Below are 15,911 nucleotides of genomic sequence, written 5' to 3'. Positions count from 1 at the left end.
GAAATAACAGGCCCCTGCACTTCATTCAGATCCGCGCCTCGCGCGCCTTCGCGCGCTGATACGCTGAATACAGGGCCGCGTACACCGGGCCCGGCTTGCCGCTGCCGACGGGCGCGCCATCGAGGTCGGTCACGGGCAGCACTTCCTTGGTCGCCGAGCTGATCAGGATCTCGTCGGCCGCGCGCAGCTCCGCTTCGGGCACGTCGCGCGCGCTGAAACGGATGCCGCATTCGCGCGCCAGCTCCTCGATCAGCCCGTAGCGGATGCCTTCGAGGATCTTGTGATCGCGCAGCGGCGCAACGAGCTCGCCGCCCTTCACCACCCATACGTTCGCCGACGACGCCTCGGTCAGCATCCCGTCGCGGAACTGGATCGTCTCGAAGGCATCGTTCTTCGCCGCATGCTCGGCCATCAGCACGTTGCCGAGCAGCGACACCGACTTGATGTCGCAATGAAGCCAGCGCCGGTCCTCCGCGCTCACGCAGCGCACGCCGCGCTCGCGCACTGCGTCGTCAGGCAGGCGCAGCGGGTTGAGCATCATGAGCACCGTCGGCCGGATGTCTGCCGGAAACGCGTGGCCGCGCTTGGCGACGCCGCGCGTGACTTGAATATAGGCAAGCCAATGGCCGCCCGCATGGGCGCCCTCGCCGGCATTCGCCTCGACCACGCGCGCGAGCAGTGCACGCCAGCCGTCGTCGTCGAACGGATTCTCGATGCCGACCTTGGCGAGGCTGCGCGACAAGCGCGCGAGGTGCTCCTTGAAACGAAACGGCGTAAGGCCGTGCTCGCCCGCATAGAGCGGCACGACTTCGTAAATGCCGTCGCCGAAGATGAAGCCGCGGTCGAGCACCGGAATGCTCGCCTCGGATAACGGCACCAGTTCACCGTTCAGATAAACGACGAGGTCCAGCGTCTGTTCCGTCATGATCCTGAAAGGCTTTACGACTTCTTCTTGTTGATCATCAAGAGCAGCGAATCCCAGATGCGGCCGAACACGCCCGCCTGCGGCACCGCCTGGAGCGCGACGACCGGGAATTGCGCGAGCGACTTGCCGTCGGCGACGAGCTGCACGGTGCCGACCTGCTGGCCGTTCGCGACCGGCGCGATGAGCGGCTCGTTGAGCGTGACCTGCGGCTTGACCTTGTCGCCCATGCCGCGCGGCAGCGTGATGTACTGGTCGCCCTTCACGCCGACCTGCACCGTATCGGCGGCGCCCTTGTAGACGCGCGGCGTCTGCACGACCTGGTTGGCCTTGTAGAGGTGCACGATGTCGTAGGCGCTGTAGCCGTAGTTCAGCATCTTCATGCTGTCCTGCACGCGGTCGTGCTCCTTCTGCTCGCCCATCATCACGGTCACGAGGCGGCGCGTCGCATCGGGAGAGCCCGGCAGCGGACGCTTGGCCGTCGCGATCAGGCAGTAGCCGGCGGCTTGCGTGTGGCCCGTCTTCAGGCCGTCGACGGTCGGGTCGATCCACAGCAGGCGATTGCGGTTCGGCTGCTTGATCTTGTTGTACGTGAATTCCTTGACCGAGAAGATGTTGTAGTAGTCGGGGAAGTCGCGGATCAGGTGCGTCGAGAGCGTCGCGAGGTCGCCTGCCGTCGTGTAGTGGTTCGCGTCGGGCATGCCGTTCACGTCGGCGAAGTGCGTGCCCTTCATGCCGAGGCGCTGCGCCTCGGTGTTCATCATGCTGACGAACTGCGCCTCGCTGCCGCCGACGAGCTCCGCGAGCGCGATCGCCGCATCGTTGCCCGACTGGATGATCATCCCGTAGACGAGGTCGTGCACCGTCACCGGCTTGTTCGCTTCGATGAACATGCGCGACTCGTCGGTGCCGACGCGGCGCACGGCTTCGCTCGGCGTCACGACCTGGTCCATCGAGATCTTTTTCGTCTGCAGCGCTTCGAAGACGATATAGGCCGTCATCAGCTTCGTGAGCGAGGCCGGCTCGACGCGCTCATCGGGATTGCCCGAGGCGAGCACCTGATTGCTGGTCGCATCGACGAGCACCCAAGAGCGCGCATTCACGCCCGGCGGCGGCACCTGCGCGAACGCGGTGCTGGCCGCGAGCGTAGCGGGCAGCAGGAGGCCGAGAGAGACGGCACGGCTGACGGATTGCGGAATGAAAGACGGAGCGGCGGACGAGAGGCCGGAGGAGGAAAAACGCATAGGATCGATTCGGGCGGTAGTGAGCAATGCACGCGAAGCGCGTGCGCCGTTTTGGAAGAGCCGGTCACGAGCGCTTCTTCACCGCTGAGAGGGACTTAAGCGGCGAGCCGTTGGACTTCCGGCGGCGCGATCGGTTCGCGCCCGGACTACGCACTGCGCCGCTCGCGACGCATCTCGAGGAAAAGCCCGTTCGGCACGCACTCAGGGTCAAATCAAGCGGCGGCACTCGCGCAAAAAATTGCGCCCATTATACGCGCCGCGCTGTGGCGATTTTGCGTTTTATGCGGACCTGTGTGCGTGAAAATGCAAACCGGTCCGCGCGTTCATGAGCATCAGTGCCACGCATCGAGGACGACGCGCTTCAGGATGTGCAGCTTGCGATGGAGAAAATGCTCCGCGCCCGGAATCACGACGATGGGCAGCTCCTGCGGCCGCGCCCAATCGTAGACGGAGGCGATCGGTACGGTGTCGTCGGTCTCGCCGTGGATCACGAGCGTGTTCTCGGGCACCGTCGCGACTTCCCAGCGGCTCGCCGCGGTGCCGACGAACACCATCCGCTCGATCTCCTTGCCCGCGTCCGCGAGCGCCTTCGCGACGTGCGAAAGCACGAACGTGCCGAACGAAAAGCCCGCGAGCACGAGCGGCAGATCGGCCTGCCCCGGCTGCGCGCGCATGTAATCGAGGACGGCGAGCAGATCGTCGCGCTCGCCGTGGCCGTTGTCGTGCGCGCCTTCGGTCTGGCCGACGCCGCGGAAGTTCGAGCGGTAGGTCACGTAGTTGAGCTGCACGAGCGTGCGCGCGAGCGTCTGTGCGACCTTGTTGTCCATCGAGCCGCCGAAGAGCGGATGCGGATGCGCGACGAGCGCGATGCCGCGCGGCGCAGCGCCCGCCTCGCGCATGGCGTCGGGGACGTCGAGCGCGACTTCGATCTTGCCGACGGGCCCGTCGATCAGGAATTTCTGCGTATGGATGTTCATTGCGTTGCGCGGCGGGTGAATCGAGAGGAGCCGATCAGCGGATCACCGGTCGATCTTCAGGCGCTCGACGACCTTGCCGTTGGCGAGATGCGACTCGACGATCTCGTCGATGTCGGTTTCGTCGACGTAGGTGTACCAGGTGCCCTCGGGATACACGACGATGGTCGGCCCTTCCTCGCAACGATCGAGGCAGCCCGCCTTGTTGATGCGGACCTGCCCGGGACCGGCGAGGCCCAGCTGCTTCACGCGCTTCTTCGCATGCTCCTGCATCGCCTGCGCATTGCAGTTCGCGCAGCTCGGCCGCTCGGCGCCCGGCTCGCGCTGGTTCAGGCAAAAGAACACGTGGTATTTGTAAAAGGAATCCATGGTGTCGGAAAGGTGAGGACGTCGATGAGGCCATGCGCATGGCCTCGATGCATCGTCGAGACATCGAGGCCAGCCGGGGCGATTATAGCGAGCGCGGCGAACGGTCGCTGCGCACCAGGGCCGGGCCTCCGCCCCCACCCGTCATTGCTGCGCGACGACCGGCGTCATGCCGAGCCACGCGACGAGCTGCGAGACGAAGTCGTCGCTCGCCGCCGCGAGCGCACGCGCGCCGCCGGCGGCATCGGCCGTGCTGGCGGGCGCGCGCGCGATGAACGTCTGCTGGCCGAGCACCTTGCCGTCGAGCATCAACGTCGCGCGTGCGGTAAGCGCGCCGTGGCTTTCCGACTGGCCGTCGAAGACCTGCTCGAACTGCTCGAGATCCACCTTCAGCACCGGCGCATGCACGCCGTCGCCGCCCGTGAGCACCGTGCCGTGCGACGACAGCGCCGCGCGCAGACGCTGCGTGAGCAGCTGCGCGGGCGGCATCGTCCAGTGGCTGTTCGCGTAGGTCGCGGTGCGCTGGTTGTCGGCGTAGCTCAGGCGATAGATGACGCCGTCGCTGTTGAGCACCTGCGGCGCGCTGACGTCGAGCACCTTGTACGGCGGGAGCGGCCCGGGCGACGCGGCCGGGGCCGCGGGGCCGAGATCGTAGCGGATGTCGGCGACGGCGGCAGGCGTCCCCAGCGTGCAGCCGGCGAGCACGCCAAGCGCGAGCAGGAGCGCCGCGAACGCGCCCGCAAGCGGCGGGTGGAAAGAAAAGGGGCGGTCAGTCGGGCGTGACATTGGCAAGGTTCCTGACTTGGATGCTCAAATTCGTTCAATGCGAGGCAGCGGACTGCGGCCAGTTGAAACCTGGCTCGCCGGGGCCGGGCGTCGGGGCGGGCGCGCCGAACAGCACGCTCCTCGGGCTCGTGCTGAACAGGTCCGCCGCGCGATCCACCGAGCGCACGGCGCTGCCGACCTCGGAGGTCAGCGCGTCCACGCGCGGCAGCGTCTCGTAGTTCACGCGCGAGGCCGTGTCCTGCAGCGACGCGTTCATCGTCGTGAGCGCCGCGCTCGCGCGATCGGCCGCATCGCCGATCTTGTTCAGGTTCGTCACGAGCGGCCCGTTCTGGCCGTTCACGTGCGAGATCAGCGCATTGGTCGAGGCGAGCGTGCTGCTCAGCTGATCGAGCGTGCCCGGCAGCTTCGACATCGCGGGCGACGCCTGCTTGGCGATCACCGACACGTTGTCGGCCGCCCCTTGCAGGCTCGCGAGCGTCGCCTTCAATTGGTCGCGCATGTCGTCGGACATCATGTTGTCGGCATGCTTGGCGACGCTTTCGAGCTCGCGCATCAGCACGTCGCCGCGCTCCTGCAGCTGGTCGAGCAGGCCCGGGCGCATCGGGATCTGCGCGACCTGCTTCGCCGACGACGGGAACGGCGTCAGATTGCGCCCGGTATCCTCGAGCTGCACGAACGCGATGCCCGTCACGCCCTGGAAGCCGAGGCTGCCATACGTGGAGTGCGTGATCGGCGCGGTCTTGTCGACGAGGATCCGGATCACGATCTGCCCGGGGTGCTGCCGATCGAAATGGATCGACTGCACCTTGCCGACGTCGAGCCCGCGATAGCGCACGGCGGCGTCGGTGAACAGCCCCGTCACGTTGGTGCGCGCGATCAGGTCGTACGGGATACGCACCGAGCGGTCGACGTTGAACCAGAACACGGTGAGCGCAATCGCGATCGCCAATCCGATCGTGAAGAGCCCAGCCCAGAACGCATGTGATTTGTTTTCCATTCGCGGGTTCCTTCCCTTGCAGGCGGCGGTGGCTTTCTTGCCCCGCTTGCCTGCCCAGTTGCGGTTACGGCTTGTCCGGCTGTCGATTCGCCATCGCGCCGGTCACAGCGGCACCTCGGCCGACGCGGGCTCGAGCGCGGCCGGCGGCAGCTTCGCGCGCCGCTCCGGCGGCAGCGCCTGCAGCGCCCGCCGGCCGCGCAGTCCGAGAAAATATTCCTTGATGAACGGATGATCGACGTTGGCCGCCTCCTCCACCGGCGCGGCCACCAGCACCTTGCGGTCGGCGATCACGGCGACGCGCGTCGAGAGCGCGACCATCGTGTCGAGATCGTGCGTCACCATCACGACAGTGAGGCCCAGCGCGCGATGCAGCGTCGCGATCAGCTCGACGAATTCGTCGGACGCGCGCGGATCGAGCCCGGCCGTCGGCTCGTCGAGGAACAGCAGCTCCGGCTCGAGCGCAAGCGCGCGCGCAATGCCGACGCGCTTCACCATCCCGCCCGAGAGCGCCGCCGGCATCTTCGACGCGTGCTTGCACGGCAGGCCGACCATCTCGAGCTTGAGCATCACGATGTCGCGCAGAAGCCCGGCGGGCACGCGGCCGAGCTCGCGGATCGGCTGCGCGATGTTATCGAACACCGACAGCGACGAGAACAGCGCGCCTTGCTGGAACAGCATGCCGGAGCGGCTGCGCATGATGTGCGCGGACTCGGGGTCGATCTTCGCGGTGTCCTCGCCGAACACCCTGATCGTGCCCGAGGTCGGCCGCTCGAGGCCGAGGATCTGCCGCACGAGCGTCGTCTTGCCCGACCCCGAGCCGCCGACGATCGACACGATCTCACCGCGCCTCACATCGAAGTTCAGGTTCTCGTGAATCACGTTGCGGCCGTAGCGCTTGGTCAGGTCGCGCACCTCGATCACCGGCTCGGCGATCTCGGGCGGCGGCTGGTTGCGCACAGCCGGTGCGAGCGGCGCGGTCATCCGAGCCCCACGTTCTGAAAGAGGATCGCGAACACGGCGTCGGCGAGGATCACGATCGTGATCGACGAGACGACCGAGGTCGTCGTGCCTTCGCCCAGGCTCTGCGAATTCGCCTTGATCCGGAAGCCGAAATGGCACGCGGCGATCGCGATCAGCATGCCGAACGCGACGCCCTTGCCGAGGCCGATCCACAGATTCGCGATCGGCACCACGCCCGGCAGCGCGCGGGCGAAATACCACATGTCGATGCCGAGCACGAGCTTGGCGGCGAGCGCGCCGCCCAGGAGCGCGACGATATTGGTCCACATGACGAGCAGCGGCATCGACACGCCGAGCGCCATCACGCGCGGCAGGATGATGCGCAGGCCGTGCGGGATGCCCATCACGCGCATCGCGTCGAGCTCTTCGGTCACGCGCATCACGCCGATCTGCGCGGTGATCGCCGAGCCCGAGCGCCCGGCCACGAGAATCGCCGACAGCACCGGCCCCAGCTCGCGGATCACCGACAGCCCGAGGATGTTGACGATGTACTGGTTCGCGCCGAACAGGCGCAGCTGCTGCGCCGACAGATACGACAGCACGATGCCGATCAGGAACGCGACGAGCGCGGTGATCGGCAGCGCCTGCGCGCCGGTGCTGTAGACGTTCGCCGAGATCTCGGTCCACGGCATGGTCTTGGGCTTCTTCGCCACCGAGATCAGATCGAGCACGACGCGGCCGAACATCGCGACGCCGCCCTGCAGGTGATCGAAGAACGAGAAGATCGAGAGGCCCAGGCGCGTGACCGGATCGATGCGCTCGACGGGCTCGGCCTCCTCGCGCTGGCTGTCGAGCAGCGCGATGCGCTCGAAGATGTCGCGCTGCGTGTCGGTGAGCTCGATCCGCTCGGGCAGCTTGCGGCCCCAGACGCGCCAGAGCGCCTGTCCGCCGACGTGATCCATGCGCTCGATCGCCGACAGGTCCCATTGGCCGTGTTGCGGATCGCGCTGCGCGCGCAGGCGCGCCATCGCGCCGGTGCGGCGGTCGCGGTCGCGCGCGAGCGCCAGCGCTGTCCACTGCCCGGACAGCCGGATGACCTTGCCTGCACCGGCGGCCTCGATTCGCAGGCCGGGGGGAGTATCGAAGTTCAAGGATCGGGAATCGACGCGAAAAAGGACAGCGGCCATTGTAGCGAAGCCTCCGGTCTAGGACCGTCGGGACGGACCCCTCTCGCTACAATACGCCTCATGAATAACAATTCTTCCTTTTCTGTCGATGGCAGCGGGCCTGCGGGCGACGCCTGGCGCATCGACCCGGTTCGCGCCAGGGAGCGCTTCACGCCCGCGGTGCGCCGCTGGACGATCGAGATCGTCGACGAAACCGGCTCGACCAACGCCGACCTGATGACGGCGTTCAAGGGCCGTTCGCGCGACCCGGGGGCGCTCGCCATGCCCGCCGTGCGCGTCGCCTACCGCCAGAGCGCCGGACGCGGACGCCAGGGACGCACGTGGTTCGGCGAGCCAGGCAACGCGCTGATGCTCTCGCTCGGCTGCGTGCTGCCGCGGCCGCTCGAAGGGCTTGCGGGGTTGAGTCTCGCGGCCGGCACGGCGCTCGTCGAAGGCCTGCGAACGCTGCCGCTTGCCGACGGCGCGCAGGTCGCGCTGAAATGGCCGAACGACGTTTTGCTCGACGGCGGCAAGCTGGCCGGCATCCTGATCGAAACGGCATGGAGCACGCCTGAAGCCAGCGCTGTCGTGATCGGCGCGGGCATCAACGTGCACGGCGCCCGGGCGCTGGCCGAGCAGGTCGGCGCGCAGCAGGCCGGCGTCGCCGCGCAAGCGCGCGCAACGCAGCCCGCAGCACTCTCCGAGGCGCTGCCGGACGCCAATCTCACCGATACCTTCGTCGCGGTGCTGAATGCGCTCGCCGGCGCGCTCACGCTGTTTTCATCAGACGGATTCGCGCCGTTCGCGGCGCGCTGGTCCGCGCATCACGCGTATGCAGGCCGCGAGGTGGTGCTGCTCGAGCAAGGCGCCGAAGTGGCGCGCGGCGTCGCGCTCGGTGTCGACGCGCTGGGCCAGCTGCTGCTCGAAACCTCGCAAGGCGTGCGGCCGATCGCGACCGGCGACGTGTCGCTGCGCCTCGCGGAGCGCATGTAGATGAGCGGCGCACCGTTCCTGCTGATCGATGCGGGCAACAGCCGGGTCAAATGGGCCTTGGCCGATGCAAACGGCGCGCTGCTGCAAAGCGGCGCCTTTTCGCACGCACCGGCTTCGTCCGAAGCGGCTTTGGCCGGCGAGCCCGCGTGGCTGTCGCTGCCCACGCCCCGGGGCGCCTGGATCTCGAACGTCGCCGGCGACGCAGTCGCCGAGCGCATCGCGACGCTCCTCGACCGGCATTGGCCGCAACTGCCGCGCACGACCATCCGCGCAGCCAGACAGCAATGCGGCGTGACGAACAGCTATCCGCAACCCGAGCGTCTCGGCAGCGACCGCTGGGCGGGGATGATCGGCGCGCATGCGGCGTTTCCGGGGGAGCACCTGCTGATCGCGACGCTCGGCACCGCGACCACGCTCGAAGCACTACGCGCCGACGGCCTCTTCACGGGCGGCCTGATCGCGCCGGGCTGGTCGCTGATGATGCATTCGCTTGGCGAGCACACGGCGCAATTGCCGACGCTCACGGCCGCCTCGGCGAAGAGCCTGATCGGCGGCAAGCGCGAGCGCGACTGGTTCGCGACCGATACGCCGAGCGCGTTGTCGGCGGGGTGCCTGCTCGCGCAGACGGGGTTGATCGAGCGCGCATGGCGCGAATTGAGCGGCGCCTGGGGCGCGCCGGTGCGGCTCGTGCTGGGCGGCGGCGCGGCGGACGAAATCGCGCCGGCGCTGGCCGTGCCGCACACGCGGCACGATGGGCTCGTGCTGTCGGGGCTCGCGCTGATCGCGGCGGCAAGCGACAATGCGGACCATGCGCAAACCCGCACCGAGCCGCCTCGCGCATGACGCGCCGGCCGATGCAAGTCCCACTTATTTGACGGAGAGCCCCACGATGTTGCGCTGGCTGGTCGCCATTCTCTTTCTCGCCAACCTGCTCGCGTTCGCACTCGCGAGCGGCTTGTTCGGCGTGCTGCCGGCATCGGGCGAGCGCGAGCCGAGTCACCTGAACCGGCAGCTTCATCCCGACTGGCTGACGGTCAAACCGATCTCAGCCGCCGATGCCGCCGATCAGCCCGTGGTCGGCGGCCCAGCGCCCGTGGCGCCGGTCCAGGCGTCGACGTTGACGCAGTAGCGGCGTCGAGCGCCAGGCCGAGGCGTCGTTCGCGGCCCCGGTTCGCCGACTGCCAAATCAGCACGGCGCTAAGCGCCGAACGCCCGCACTTTCTTGAGCAACGCTGTCGTCGAGCGCTCGTGCTCGAACGGAATCGCCAGAGCCTTGCCGCCCCAGCCGCGCACGAGCGCGGATTCCGGCAGCGCATCCATGTCGTAGTCGCCGCCCTTCACGAGAATGTCCGGGCGCACCGCCTCGATCAGCTCGACGGGCGTCTTCTCGTCGAAGCGCACCACCCAATCGACGCTCTCCAGCGCCGCCAGCAGCGCCATGCGGTCGTCTTCGCGGTTGATCGGGCGATCGTCGCCTTTGCCCAGCATGCGCACCGACGCGTCGCTGTTCACGCCGACGATGAGGCTCGCCCCGAGCGCCCTGGCGTCCGCGAGATAGGTGACGTGCCCGCGATGCAGGATGTCGAAGACGCCGTTGGTGAAGACGACGGGGCCCGCGAGCGTGGGGCGGAGCGCGGCGAGCGCCTCACGGGTAATGAGCTTGCGTTCGAAACTGGCGGCCATGGCGGGTCCGGAGGGAGAGGGAGAAGCGCCGCAAAGCCAGGCAGCGCGCAGAAAAAAAGCCCGCCGGATCGAACCGGCGGGCTTTTCACCTTGAAACGTCAGGCCGGCTGCTGCTGCGCCGAACCTTGGTCGGCCTGCAGGCGCGCCGCGACTTCCTTGCGATAGCGGTTCAACTCCTGCGCCGTCGTGAACGTGCGCTCGAACAGCAACGACAGGTTGTGCAGAATACGCTCGACCACCTTCTTCTCCCAGCCGTCGTCGAAGCGGATTTGCTCGTCGAGCCAGCGCTCGAGCCATTCGGGATCGGGCAGGCGCGACTGGATCGTATCGCGCGGGAACAGCGCCTGGTTCACGTGCAGGTTGGTCGGGTGCAGCGGCTTTTCGGTGCGGCGCGCCGACGCCATCAGCACGCCGATCTTCGCGAACGCCGCGCGCGCGACGTCGCCGAAATTGCCCATCGCCTTCTTCATGTAGCGCAGATACGCGCCGCCATGGCGCGCCTCGTCGCGCGAGATCGTTTCGTAGATGTGCTTGATGACCGGCTCGGTGTGCCACTCGGCGGCGCGGCGATACCAGTGATTGAGGCGGATCTCGCCGCAGAAGTGCAGCATCAGCGTCTCGAGCGGCGGGGCGGGATCGAACTCGAAGCGGACTGCGTGCAGCTCGGCCTCGGTGGGCACGAGTTCCGGCTTGAAACGGCGCAGGTACTCCATCAGCACGAGCGAATGCTTCTGCTCCTCGAAGAACCACACGCTCATGAACGCGGAAAAATCGCTGTCGTGATGATTGTCGCGCAGGAACATTTCCGTCGCGGGCAGCGCGGACCACTCGGTGATCGCGTTCATCTTGATGGTCTGCGCCTGCTCGTCGGTCAGGAGCGACGCGTCGAACTTGTCCCAGGGAATGTCCTTCTCCATGTCCCATCGGACGGATTCGAGCGATCTGTAAAGTTCCGGATAAAGCATGGTGTTCATCGTCCCACCCCTGTTCTGCACATTGCGTCTGTTCTTAACTGTTGCGGCAAACGTGGCAAATCGCTCGCCATCGCAGCCAAGATTTCAATTTTACGCGGTAATCGAGTCGCCGGACGGATGATTGTCCGTAGAAGCCCCTGCGGCTCTTTGCCCCGTTGCAAGAAGCGAACACTTCCTGCAGGCGGGCCAAATCGCGATGAGGAATGCCTTGTAGTTGTGATAGCGCCAGCCTTTGGGTTGCCGGCTGCGTACTTGTGGGAGCCGTGCGGCGACCGTTGACCGGCGGCGCAAGCGGCTGCCGGAAGTGGTTGGGTTCAATTCACGCCAACGGGCCAAGAGCTGTTGCAATCATAGCACGCCGGCCCTGCTCCAAAAGGCGCTCAGCCTTACGCCGCCTGCCTTCAGGCGCTCAAGTCAGTGCTCGCTCCGGCCCTTGCCGCCAACCGGCCTCGCGCCCGCCACGCCGCCGTTTCCACCCGCCGCGCGGTCATTTCCACCCGCCGAATGCGCCGCGTCGATCCACTCCGAGAGCCGCTCCCGGCTGGCGAGCGTGTCCCGGTAGCCGAGCTCGATCAGCTCGCTCGCGAATTCCGCCTCGAACAGCAGATAGCTCGCAAACGCCGCGCCCGCCGCCCGGTTGCCGCCGACCGCCCCCAACAGGCCACGCACCGTCAGCGGCAATCGCTTCAGATGCCGCGCCGCGATCAGCTCGATCCGCTCGGAGGGCGCGATCGCGAGCACGTCGACGTGGCGCCAGCCGCTTTCCGGCTCCACGTGGTGCGGCAGATGCCGGAGCATGCCGTTGATGTGCTCGATGCGCTCGATATCGGCGCCGATCGAGTCGAGAAAGACGCTCGCCAGCACCTGCTGGCCGATCTGCGCGAGCGACGGGTAGCCGCTCGCGAGCCCCGATGCCGCCGGCACCTCAGGACGCGGCGCCGCTGCGCCGAGCACGACGATGCGGTCCGCGCCGAAGTGGATCGCGGGCGAAAGCGGCGCGATCTGACGGATCGAACCGTCGCCGAAGTACTCGGTCTGCCCGTCGACTTCGAGCGGCACGGCCGGAAACAGGTACGGAATCGCCGACGATGCCAGCAGATGCGACGCATCGAGCGCGACCATGCGCGCCGTGCGCTGCGCGCGCCGCCACGCCTGGATCGGCTCGCCGGCCTGATAGAAGGTCAGGTGCCGGCCGCTCGAATAGCTGAGCGCGGTAATCGAGAGCGCGTGCAGCGCGCGCGTGTCGAGCATCTGCTCGATGCGATGGAGGCTGAGCGCGCCGTGCAGCAGATGCGCGAGCGGCGCGTTGTCGAAGAGCGCGCGCGGCGAACGGCGCACGGCCCAGCCGAAGCTCATCGCGGCGAGCCAGCGCGCGCCCGCGGCGGCGACGCCCGGCCAATCGGTCCGATACACCTGGCGCGCGCGGATGGTCGACCAGAATTCGGTCAGCCGTTCCGCGCCGTCCATGAAATCGTCGGCATGACTGGCGATCGAGGTCGCGTTGATCGCCCCCGCCGACGTGCCGCAGATAATGGTGAACGGGTTCGCGCGGCGCGCCGGATCGACGGCGCCGGCGATTTCGGCCAGCGCCTTGAGCGCGCCGGCTTGATAGGCGGCGCGCGCGCCGCCGCCCATCAGGACGAGCGCGAGCCGCACGACGCCAAGCGCAATGAAAAGGCAGCGCCGGTGCGCATCATGGGCAAGCGCCTGGCGCCTACTTCTCGTCGTGCGGCGCGCCCGCCGCCTTGGAGGCGGACTTGGCCGCGGCGCGTTTGGCCGCCGGCCGCTTGGCCGCGGGCGCCGGCTTGCCGGGTTCGTCCGCCGTCTTGGCGGCGGCCTTTGCGGCAGCGCGCGCTTCCTCCTCGGCTTCCTTGGCGAACTCGGCGACGTCCGAGGACTCCGCATGCTCGGCGCCCGGCGCCGCACCAGGCTGAGCCATCGCGAACTGCGCGAGCTGGTTGAACTGCGATTGCAGGAGATTCCACCAGCCGGACGGATCGAACGGCGCAGCATTCGGCGCATTGGCCGCTGCGGGCTCCTCGTTCGCCTGGGCCGCGCTGCTCGCGGACGCCTCGGCCTGGGCGTTCGAAGCCGCATCCGCCGCAGCCGGCCGCGCCCACGACGCCGCCTCGGCGCCGGACTCAGCCGCCGCCTTCGACGCGGACGCCGCCCCCTGAGCCGCCTGCGCCATCGACGCCTGCGCGAACGAGCCGAACGCGCGCAGCGTCGCGAGCGTCGCGCGCTGCACCTCGAGCGCCTGGATGGCCGATTGCAGCATGTTCAGGTTGAGCTTGAGCCACTGCTCGACCGCGCGCATGTCCGTGATGCGCTTGTCGAGCTCTTCGACGCTCATGAGCGGCGCCATCATGTCGGACACAGCGGAGAACCCGGGCGCGCTGCCCGCCTGCATGCCAGGGAACGCCGAGCCGAAGGGGGTGAGACGCATCATGTCCCACATCTTGTCGAGCATCTCGGCGGGCGGGAAACCCGGGAAGCCGGGAAAGGGCGGCATGGCGCCGGTGGTGTCGGTCATTGGCTATCTCCCATGGACTCAATCTGAACCGTTCGATCGATCATACCTTGCGAGCCGCGCCTCAGAACGGATCGCCGCCCGGAAAGTCCGGCGCGCGCCGCTCGCGCAGAGACTGCACGCCCTCGTGCACGTCCGGCCCGGAGAAGCCCATGAATTCGAGCGCGAGCGACGTATCGAACGACGGCCCCGCCATGCGCAGCCAGTTGTTCAGCGCGTACTTGGTCCAGCGGATCGCCGTCTGCGAGCCATTCGCGAGCCGGGTCGCGACTTCGAATGCCTTCGGCAGCAGGTCGTTGTCGTCGACGGCGAGCGAGACGAGGCCGATGCGCTCCGCCTCCTCGCCGCTCACCGGCTCGCACAGCATCAGGTAGTACTTCGCCTTCGCCATCCCGCACAGGAGCGGCCAGACGATCGCGGCGTGGTCGCCGGCCGCGACGCCCAGGCGCGTATGTCCGTCGATGATGCGCGCGCTCTTCGCCGCGATCGAGATGTCGGCGAGCAGCCCCGCGACGAGCCCCGCGCCCACCGCCGGCCCGTGCATCGCCGAGACGATCGGCTTGCCGCAGTTGATCACGTTGTAGACGAGGTCGCGCGCCTCGCGCCAGACGCGCGCACGCACGTCGAAGTGCGTCGCCATCTGCTCGACGAGATTGAGGTCGCCGCCCGCCGAGAAGCCCTTGCCCTCGCCGCGGATCACCGCGACGCGCGTCTCGGGATCGCGGTCGATGTCGCGCCAGATGTCGGCGAGCTCGCGGTGCATCTGCTCGTCGGCGGTGGCGAGGTTGCTCTTGTTGGCGCCCTCGCCGCTCATCACGATTTCGAGGATGCCGTGCGGATGGCGCCGCAAGCGCAACGACTTGTAGCGCGCGTAGAAAGCGAGGTCGTTCATGGGCGTGTCCTTCCGGTCGCTGCGACCGGTGTCGATGGGAGTTGGCGCTTCAGCGCCTACTGCCATCCCATGCTGTGGTTGCCTGGAGTTAGCGCTTCAGCGCTTACTCCAGGCCCACAGCGGTCGATGAATCCATGGTAGGCGGTATTCGAATGTCGATGCGGTTGCGGCGCGCGTGACACTCAGCGCGCCTGGTAAACCCATTTCCCGTTGACGATCTCCACCATCACGCGGGCGCGCTGATCGAGCCCGAGATGATCGGTCGCGCTCATGTTGACGACACCGTTCGTATCGGCAAGCCCATGCGTCGCTTCGAGCGCGTCGCGCAGCGCCTGGCGGAACGCCGGCGTGCCGGGCGCCGCCTGCTTGAGCGCCACGGGAACCGCGTCGGCGAGCAGCATCCCGGCGTCCCACGCATAGGCGCCGAACGCCGACACGCTGCCCGCGCCGTGCTGCGCTTCGAAGCGCGCGATATAGGCGAGCGCAACGCGCCTGGCCGGATGGTCGGCTGGCAATTGCGCGGCGACCAGCACCGGGCTCGCGGGCAGAAACGTGCCGTTGCAGTCGGCGCCGCAGACGCGCAGGAAGTCGTTATTGCCGACGCCGTGATTGTGATAGATCCGGCCCTTGTAGCCGCGCTCGACGAGCGTCTTCGGCGGCAGCGCCGCAGGCGTCCCGGCCGCCCCGACCACCACTGCATCGGGCTTCGCCGCCATGATCTTGAGCACCTGCCCCGTGACGCTCGGATCGGTGCGGTTGAAGCGCTCGTTCGCGACGATCTCGATGTGATGCAGCTGCGCGAACTTCGCGACTTCGGCGTAGAAGGTCTCGCCGAGCGCGTCAGCCTGCCCGATGTAGGCGATCGTCTTCACGCCGTGGTTGCCCGCGTGCTCGGCGATCGCCGAGGCCATCATCGCGTCGGTCTGCGGGGTCTTGAACATCCAGTGGCGCTTCGCATCGACAGGCTCGATGATCTTCGCCGACGACGCGAGCGAGATCGCAGGCGTTTCGCCGGCGGCGACGGTGTCGAGCATCGCGAGCGTGTTGGGGGTCGTCGACGAGCCGATGATCGCGTCGACGTGCTGCTCGGCGATCAGCTTCTGGGTGTCCTGCACGGCCTGAGTCGTGTCGGAGGCATCGTCGAGCACGATGTATTCGACCTTTTGGCCGGCGATCTCGCGCGGCAGCATCAGGGCGGTGTCGCGCGCGGGAATGCCGAGCGATGCGGCCGGGCCCGTCAGCGACAGCACCAGGCCGATCTTGACCTGGGCGAGCGCGAGCGTGGGAACGAGCGCCGCGGCTGCGGGCGCGGATCGAATGCTCAAGCGTGAAAGACGAAGCACAACCGAGGGAAATCGCGGCATCCCAGTCTCCGTTTCATCGTTGTTATCGCGTGGAACGTCTTGGAAAAGCGCGGAACCGCG

General features: G+C 67.8%; 17 protein-coding genes. 3 read left to right on the top strand and 14 right to left on the bottom strand.

Going from position 1 to position 15,911, the window contains the following annotated elements; translation table 11 throughout:
* Positions 1 to 25: 25 nt before the first annotated feature.
* The 8 genes from FAZ69_RS11460 to FAZ69_RS11425 form a co-directional block, all read right to left on the bottom strand.
* On the bottom strand, positions 26 to 925 hold the full coding sequence (locus tag FAZ69_RS11460) for a D-amino acid aminotransferase (RefSeq protein ID WP_136894393.1): 900 nt from the start codon (positions 923 to 925) through the stop codon (positions 26 to 28).
* Between the two features lie 14 nt (positions 926 to 939).
* On the bottom strand, positions 940 to 2,166 hold the full coding sequence (locus tag FAZ69_RS11455) for a D-alanyl-D-alanine carboxypeptidase family protein (RefSeq protein WP_136894391.1): 1,227 nt from the start codon (positions 2,164 to 2,166) through the stop codon (positions 940 to 942).
* A gap of 332 nt (positions 2,167 to 2,498) precedes the next feature.
* Positions 2,499 to 3,143 (bottom strand): alpha/beta hydrolase, encoded by a 645-nt coding sequence (locus tag FAZ69_RS11450; RefSeq protein WP_136894389.1) that lies wholly within the window; start codon positions 3,141 to 3,143, stop codon positions 2,499 to 2,501.
* A gap of 42 nt (positions 3,144 to 3,185) precedes the next feature.
* Positions 3,186 to 3,509, bottom strand: a complete 324-nt coding sequence (locus tag FAZ69_RS11445; RefSeq protein ID WP_136894387.1) for a (2Fe-2S) ferredoxin domain-containing protein — start codon at positions 3,507 to 3,509, stop codon at positions 3,186 to 3,188.
* 141 nt (positions 3,510 to 3,650) lie between these two features.
* Complete coding sequence (locus tag FAZ69_RS11440) at positions 3,651 to 4,292, bottom strand: ABC-type transport auxiliary lipoprotein family protein (RefSeq protein ID WP_136894385.1); 642 nt, start codon at positions 4,290 to 4,292, stop codon at positions 3,651 to 3,653.
* Positions 4,293 to 4,326: 34 nt separating this feature from the next.
* Positions 4,327 to 5,289: an MlaD family protein gene (locus FAZ69_RS11435; RefSeq protein WP_136894382.1), complete on the bottom strand. Its 963-nt coding sequence runs from the start codon at positions 5,287 to 5,289 to the stop codon at positions 4,327 to 4,329.
* A 102-nt stretch (positions 5,290 to 5,391) separates the two neighbouring features.
* On the bottom strand, positions 5,392 to 6,270 hold the full coding sequence (locus FAZ69_RS11430) for an ABC transporter ATP-binding protein (protein WP_136894380.1): 879 nt from the start codon (positions 6,268 to 6,270) through the stop codon (positions 5,392 to 5,394).
* Complete coding sequence (locus tag FAZ69_RS11425; protein ID WP_136894378.1) at positions 6,267 to 7,400, bottom strand: MlaE family ABC transporter permease; 1,134 nt, start codon at positions 7,398 to 7,400, stop codon at positions 6,267 to 6,269. The genes FAZ69_RS11430 and FAZ69_RS11425 overlap by 4 nt, the downstream gene beginning before the upstream one ends.
* 96 nt (positions 7,401 to 7,496) lie before the next feature.
* Between FAZ69_RS11425 and FAZ69_RS11420 the strand changes: the two genes are divergently transcribed.
* The 3 genes from FAZ69_RS11420 to FAZ69_RS11410 are packed head-to-tail and all read left to right on the top strand — an operon-like array spanning position 7,497 to position 9,537.
* Positions 7,497 to 8,408: a biotin--[acetyl-CoA-carboxylase] ligase gene (locus FAZ69_RS11420; RefSeq protein ID WP_136894376.1), complete on the top strand. Its 912-nt coding sequence runs from the start codon at positions 7,497 to 7,499 to the stop codon at positions 8,406 to 8,408.
* Positions 8,409 to 9,251 carry a type III pantothenate kinase gene (locus FAZ69_RS11415; protein WP_136894374.1) on the top strand — a complete coding sequence of 281 codons (843 nt, stop codon included), beginning with the start codon at positions 8,409 to 8,411 and terminating at the stop codon, positions 9,249 to 9,251.
* Between the two features lie 46 nt (positions 9,252 to 9,297).
* Positions 9,298 to 9,537 carry a hypothetical protein gene (locus tag FAZ69_RS11410; protein ID WP_136894372.1) on the top strand — a complete coding sequence of 80 codons (240 nt, stop codon included), beginning with the start codon at positions 9,298 to 9,300 and terminating at the stop codon, positions 9,535 to 9,537.
* Positions 9,538 to 9,605: 68 nt separating this feature from the next.
* Here FAZ69_RS11410 and rfaE2 read toward each other — a convergent pair whose 3' ends face one another.
* The 6 genes from rfaE2 to FAZ69_RS11380 all read right to left on the bottom strand — a co-directional run bounded on the left by rfaE2 (position 9,606) and on the right by FAZ69_RS11380 (position 15,851).
* Positions 9,606 to 10,091: a D-glycero-beta-D-manno-heptose 1-phosphate adenylyltransferase gene (gene rfaE2 / locus FAZ69_RS11405; RefSeq protein ID WP_136894370.1), complete on the bottom strand. Its 486-nt coding sequence runs from the start codon at positions 10,089 to 10,091 to the stop codon at positions 9,606 to 9,608.
* Between the two features lie 98 nt (positions 10,092 to 10,189).
* On the bottom strand, positions 10,190 to 11,065 hold the full coding sequence (locus tag FAZ69_RS11400; protein WP_136894368.1) for a ferritin family protein: 876 nt from the start codon (positions 11,063 to 11,065) through the stop codon (positions 10,190 to 10,192).
* A 414-nt stretch (positions 11,066 to 11,479) separates the two neighbouring features.
* On the bottom strand, positions 11,480 to 12,721 hold the full coding sequence (locus FAZ69_RS11395) for a patatin-like phospholipase family protein (RefSeq protein WP_136894366.1): 1,242 nt from the start codon (positions 12,719 to 12,721) through the stop codon (positions 11,480 to 11,482).
* A gap of 58 nt (positions 12,722 to 12,779) precedes the next feature.
* The gene (locus FAZ69_RS11390; protein ID WP_136894364.1) at positions 12,780 to 13,598 is read right to left on the bottom strand and encodes a PhaM family polyhydroxyalkanoate granule multifunctional regulatory protein; all 819 of its coding nucleotides are present in this window, start codon (positions 13,596 to 13,598) and stop codon (positions 12,780 to 12,782) included.
* A 61-nt stretch (positions 13,599 to 13,659) separates the two neighbouring features.
* The gene (locus FAZ69_RS11385) at positions 13,660 to 14,487 is read right to left on the bottom strand and encodes an enoyl-CoA hydratase/isomerase family protein (RefSeq protein ID WP_136894362.1); all 828 of its coding nucleotides are present in this window, start codon (positions 14,485 to 14,487) and stop codon (positions 13,660 to 13,662) included.
* A 182-nt stretch (positions 14,488 to 14,669) separates the two neighbouring features.
* The gene (locus FAZ69_RS11380) at positions 14,670 to 15,851 is read right to left on the bottom strand and encodes an ABC transporter substrate-binding protein (protein WP_136894360.1); all 1,182 of its coding nucleotides are present in this window, start codon (positions 15,849 to 15,851) and stop codon (positions 14,670 to 14,672) included.
* Between the last annotated feature and the right edge of the window lie 60 nt (positions 15,852 to 15,911).

The organism is Trinickia terrae (assembly GCF_005144415.1).
GTDB lineage: Bacteria > Pseudomonadota > Gammaproteobacteria > Burkholderiales > Burkholderiaceae > Trinickia_A > Trinickia_A terrae.
This window is presented reverse-complemented; position numbering and strand designations above follow the sequence as displayed.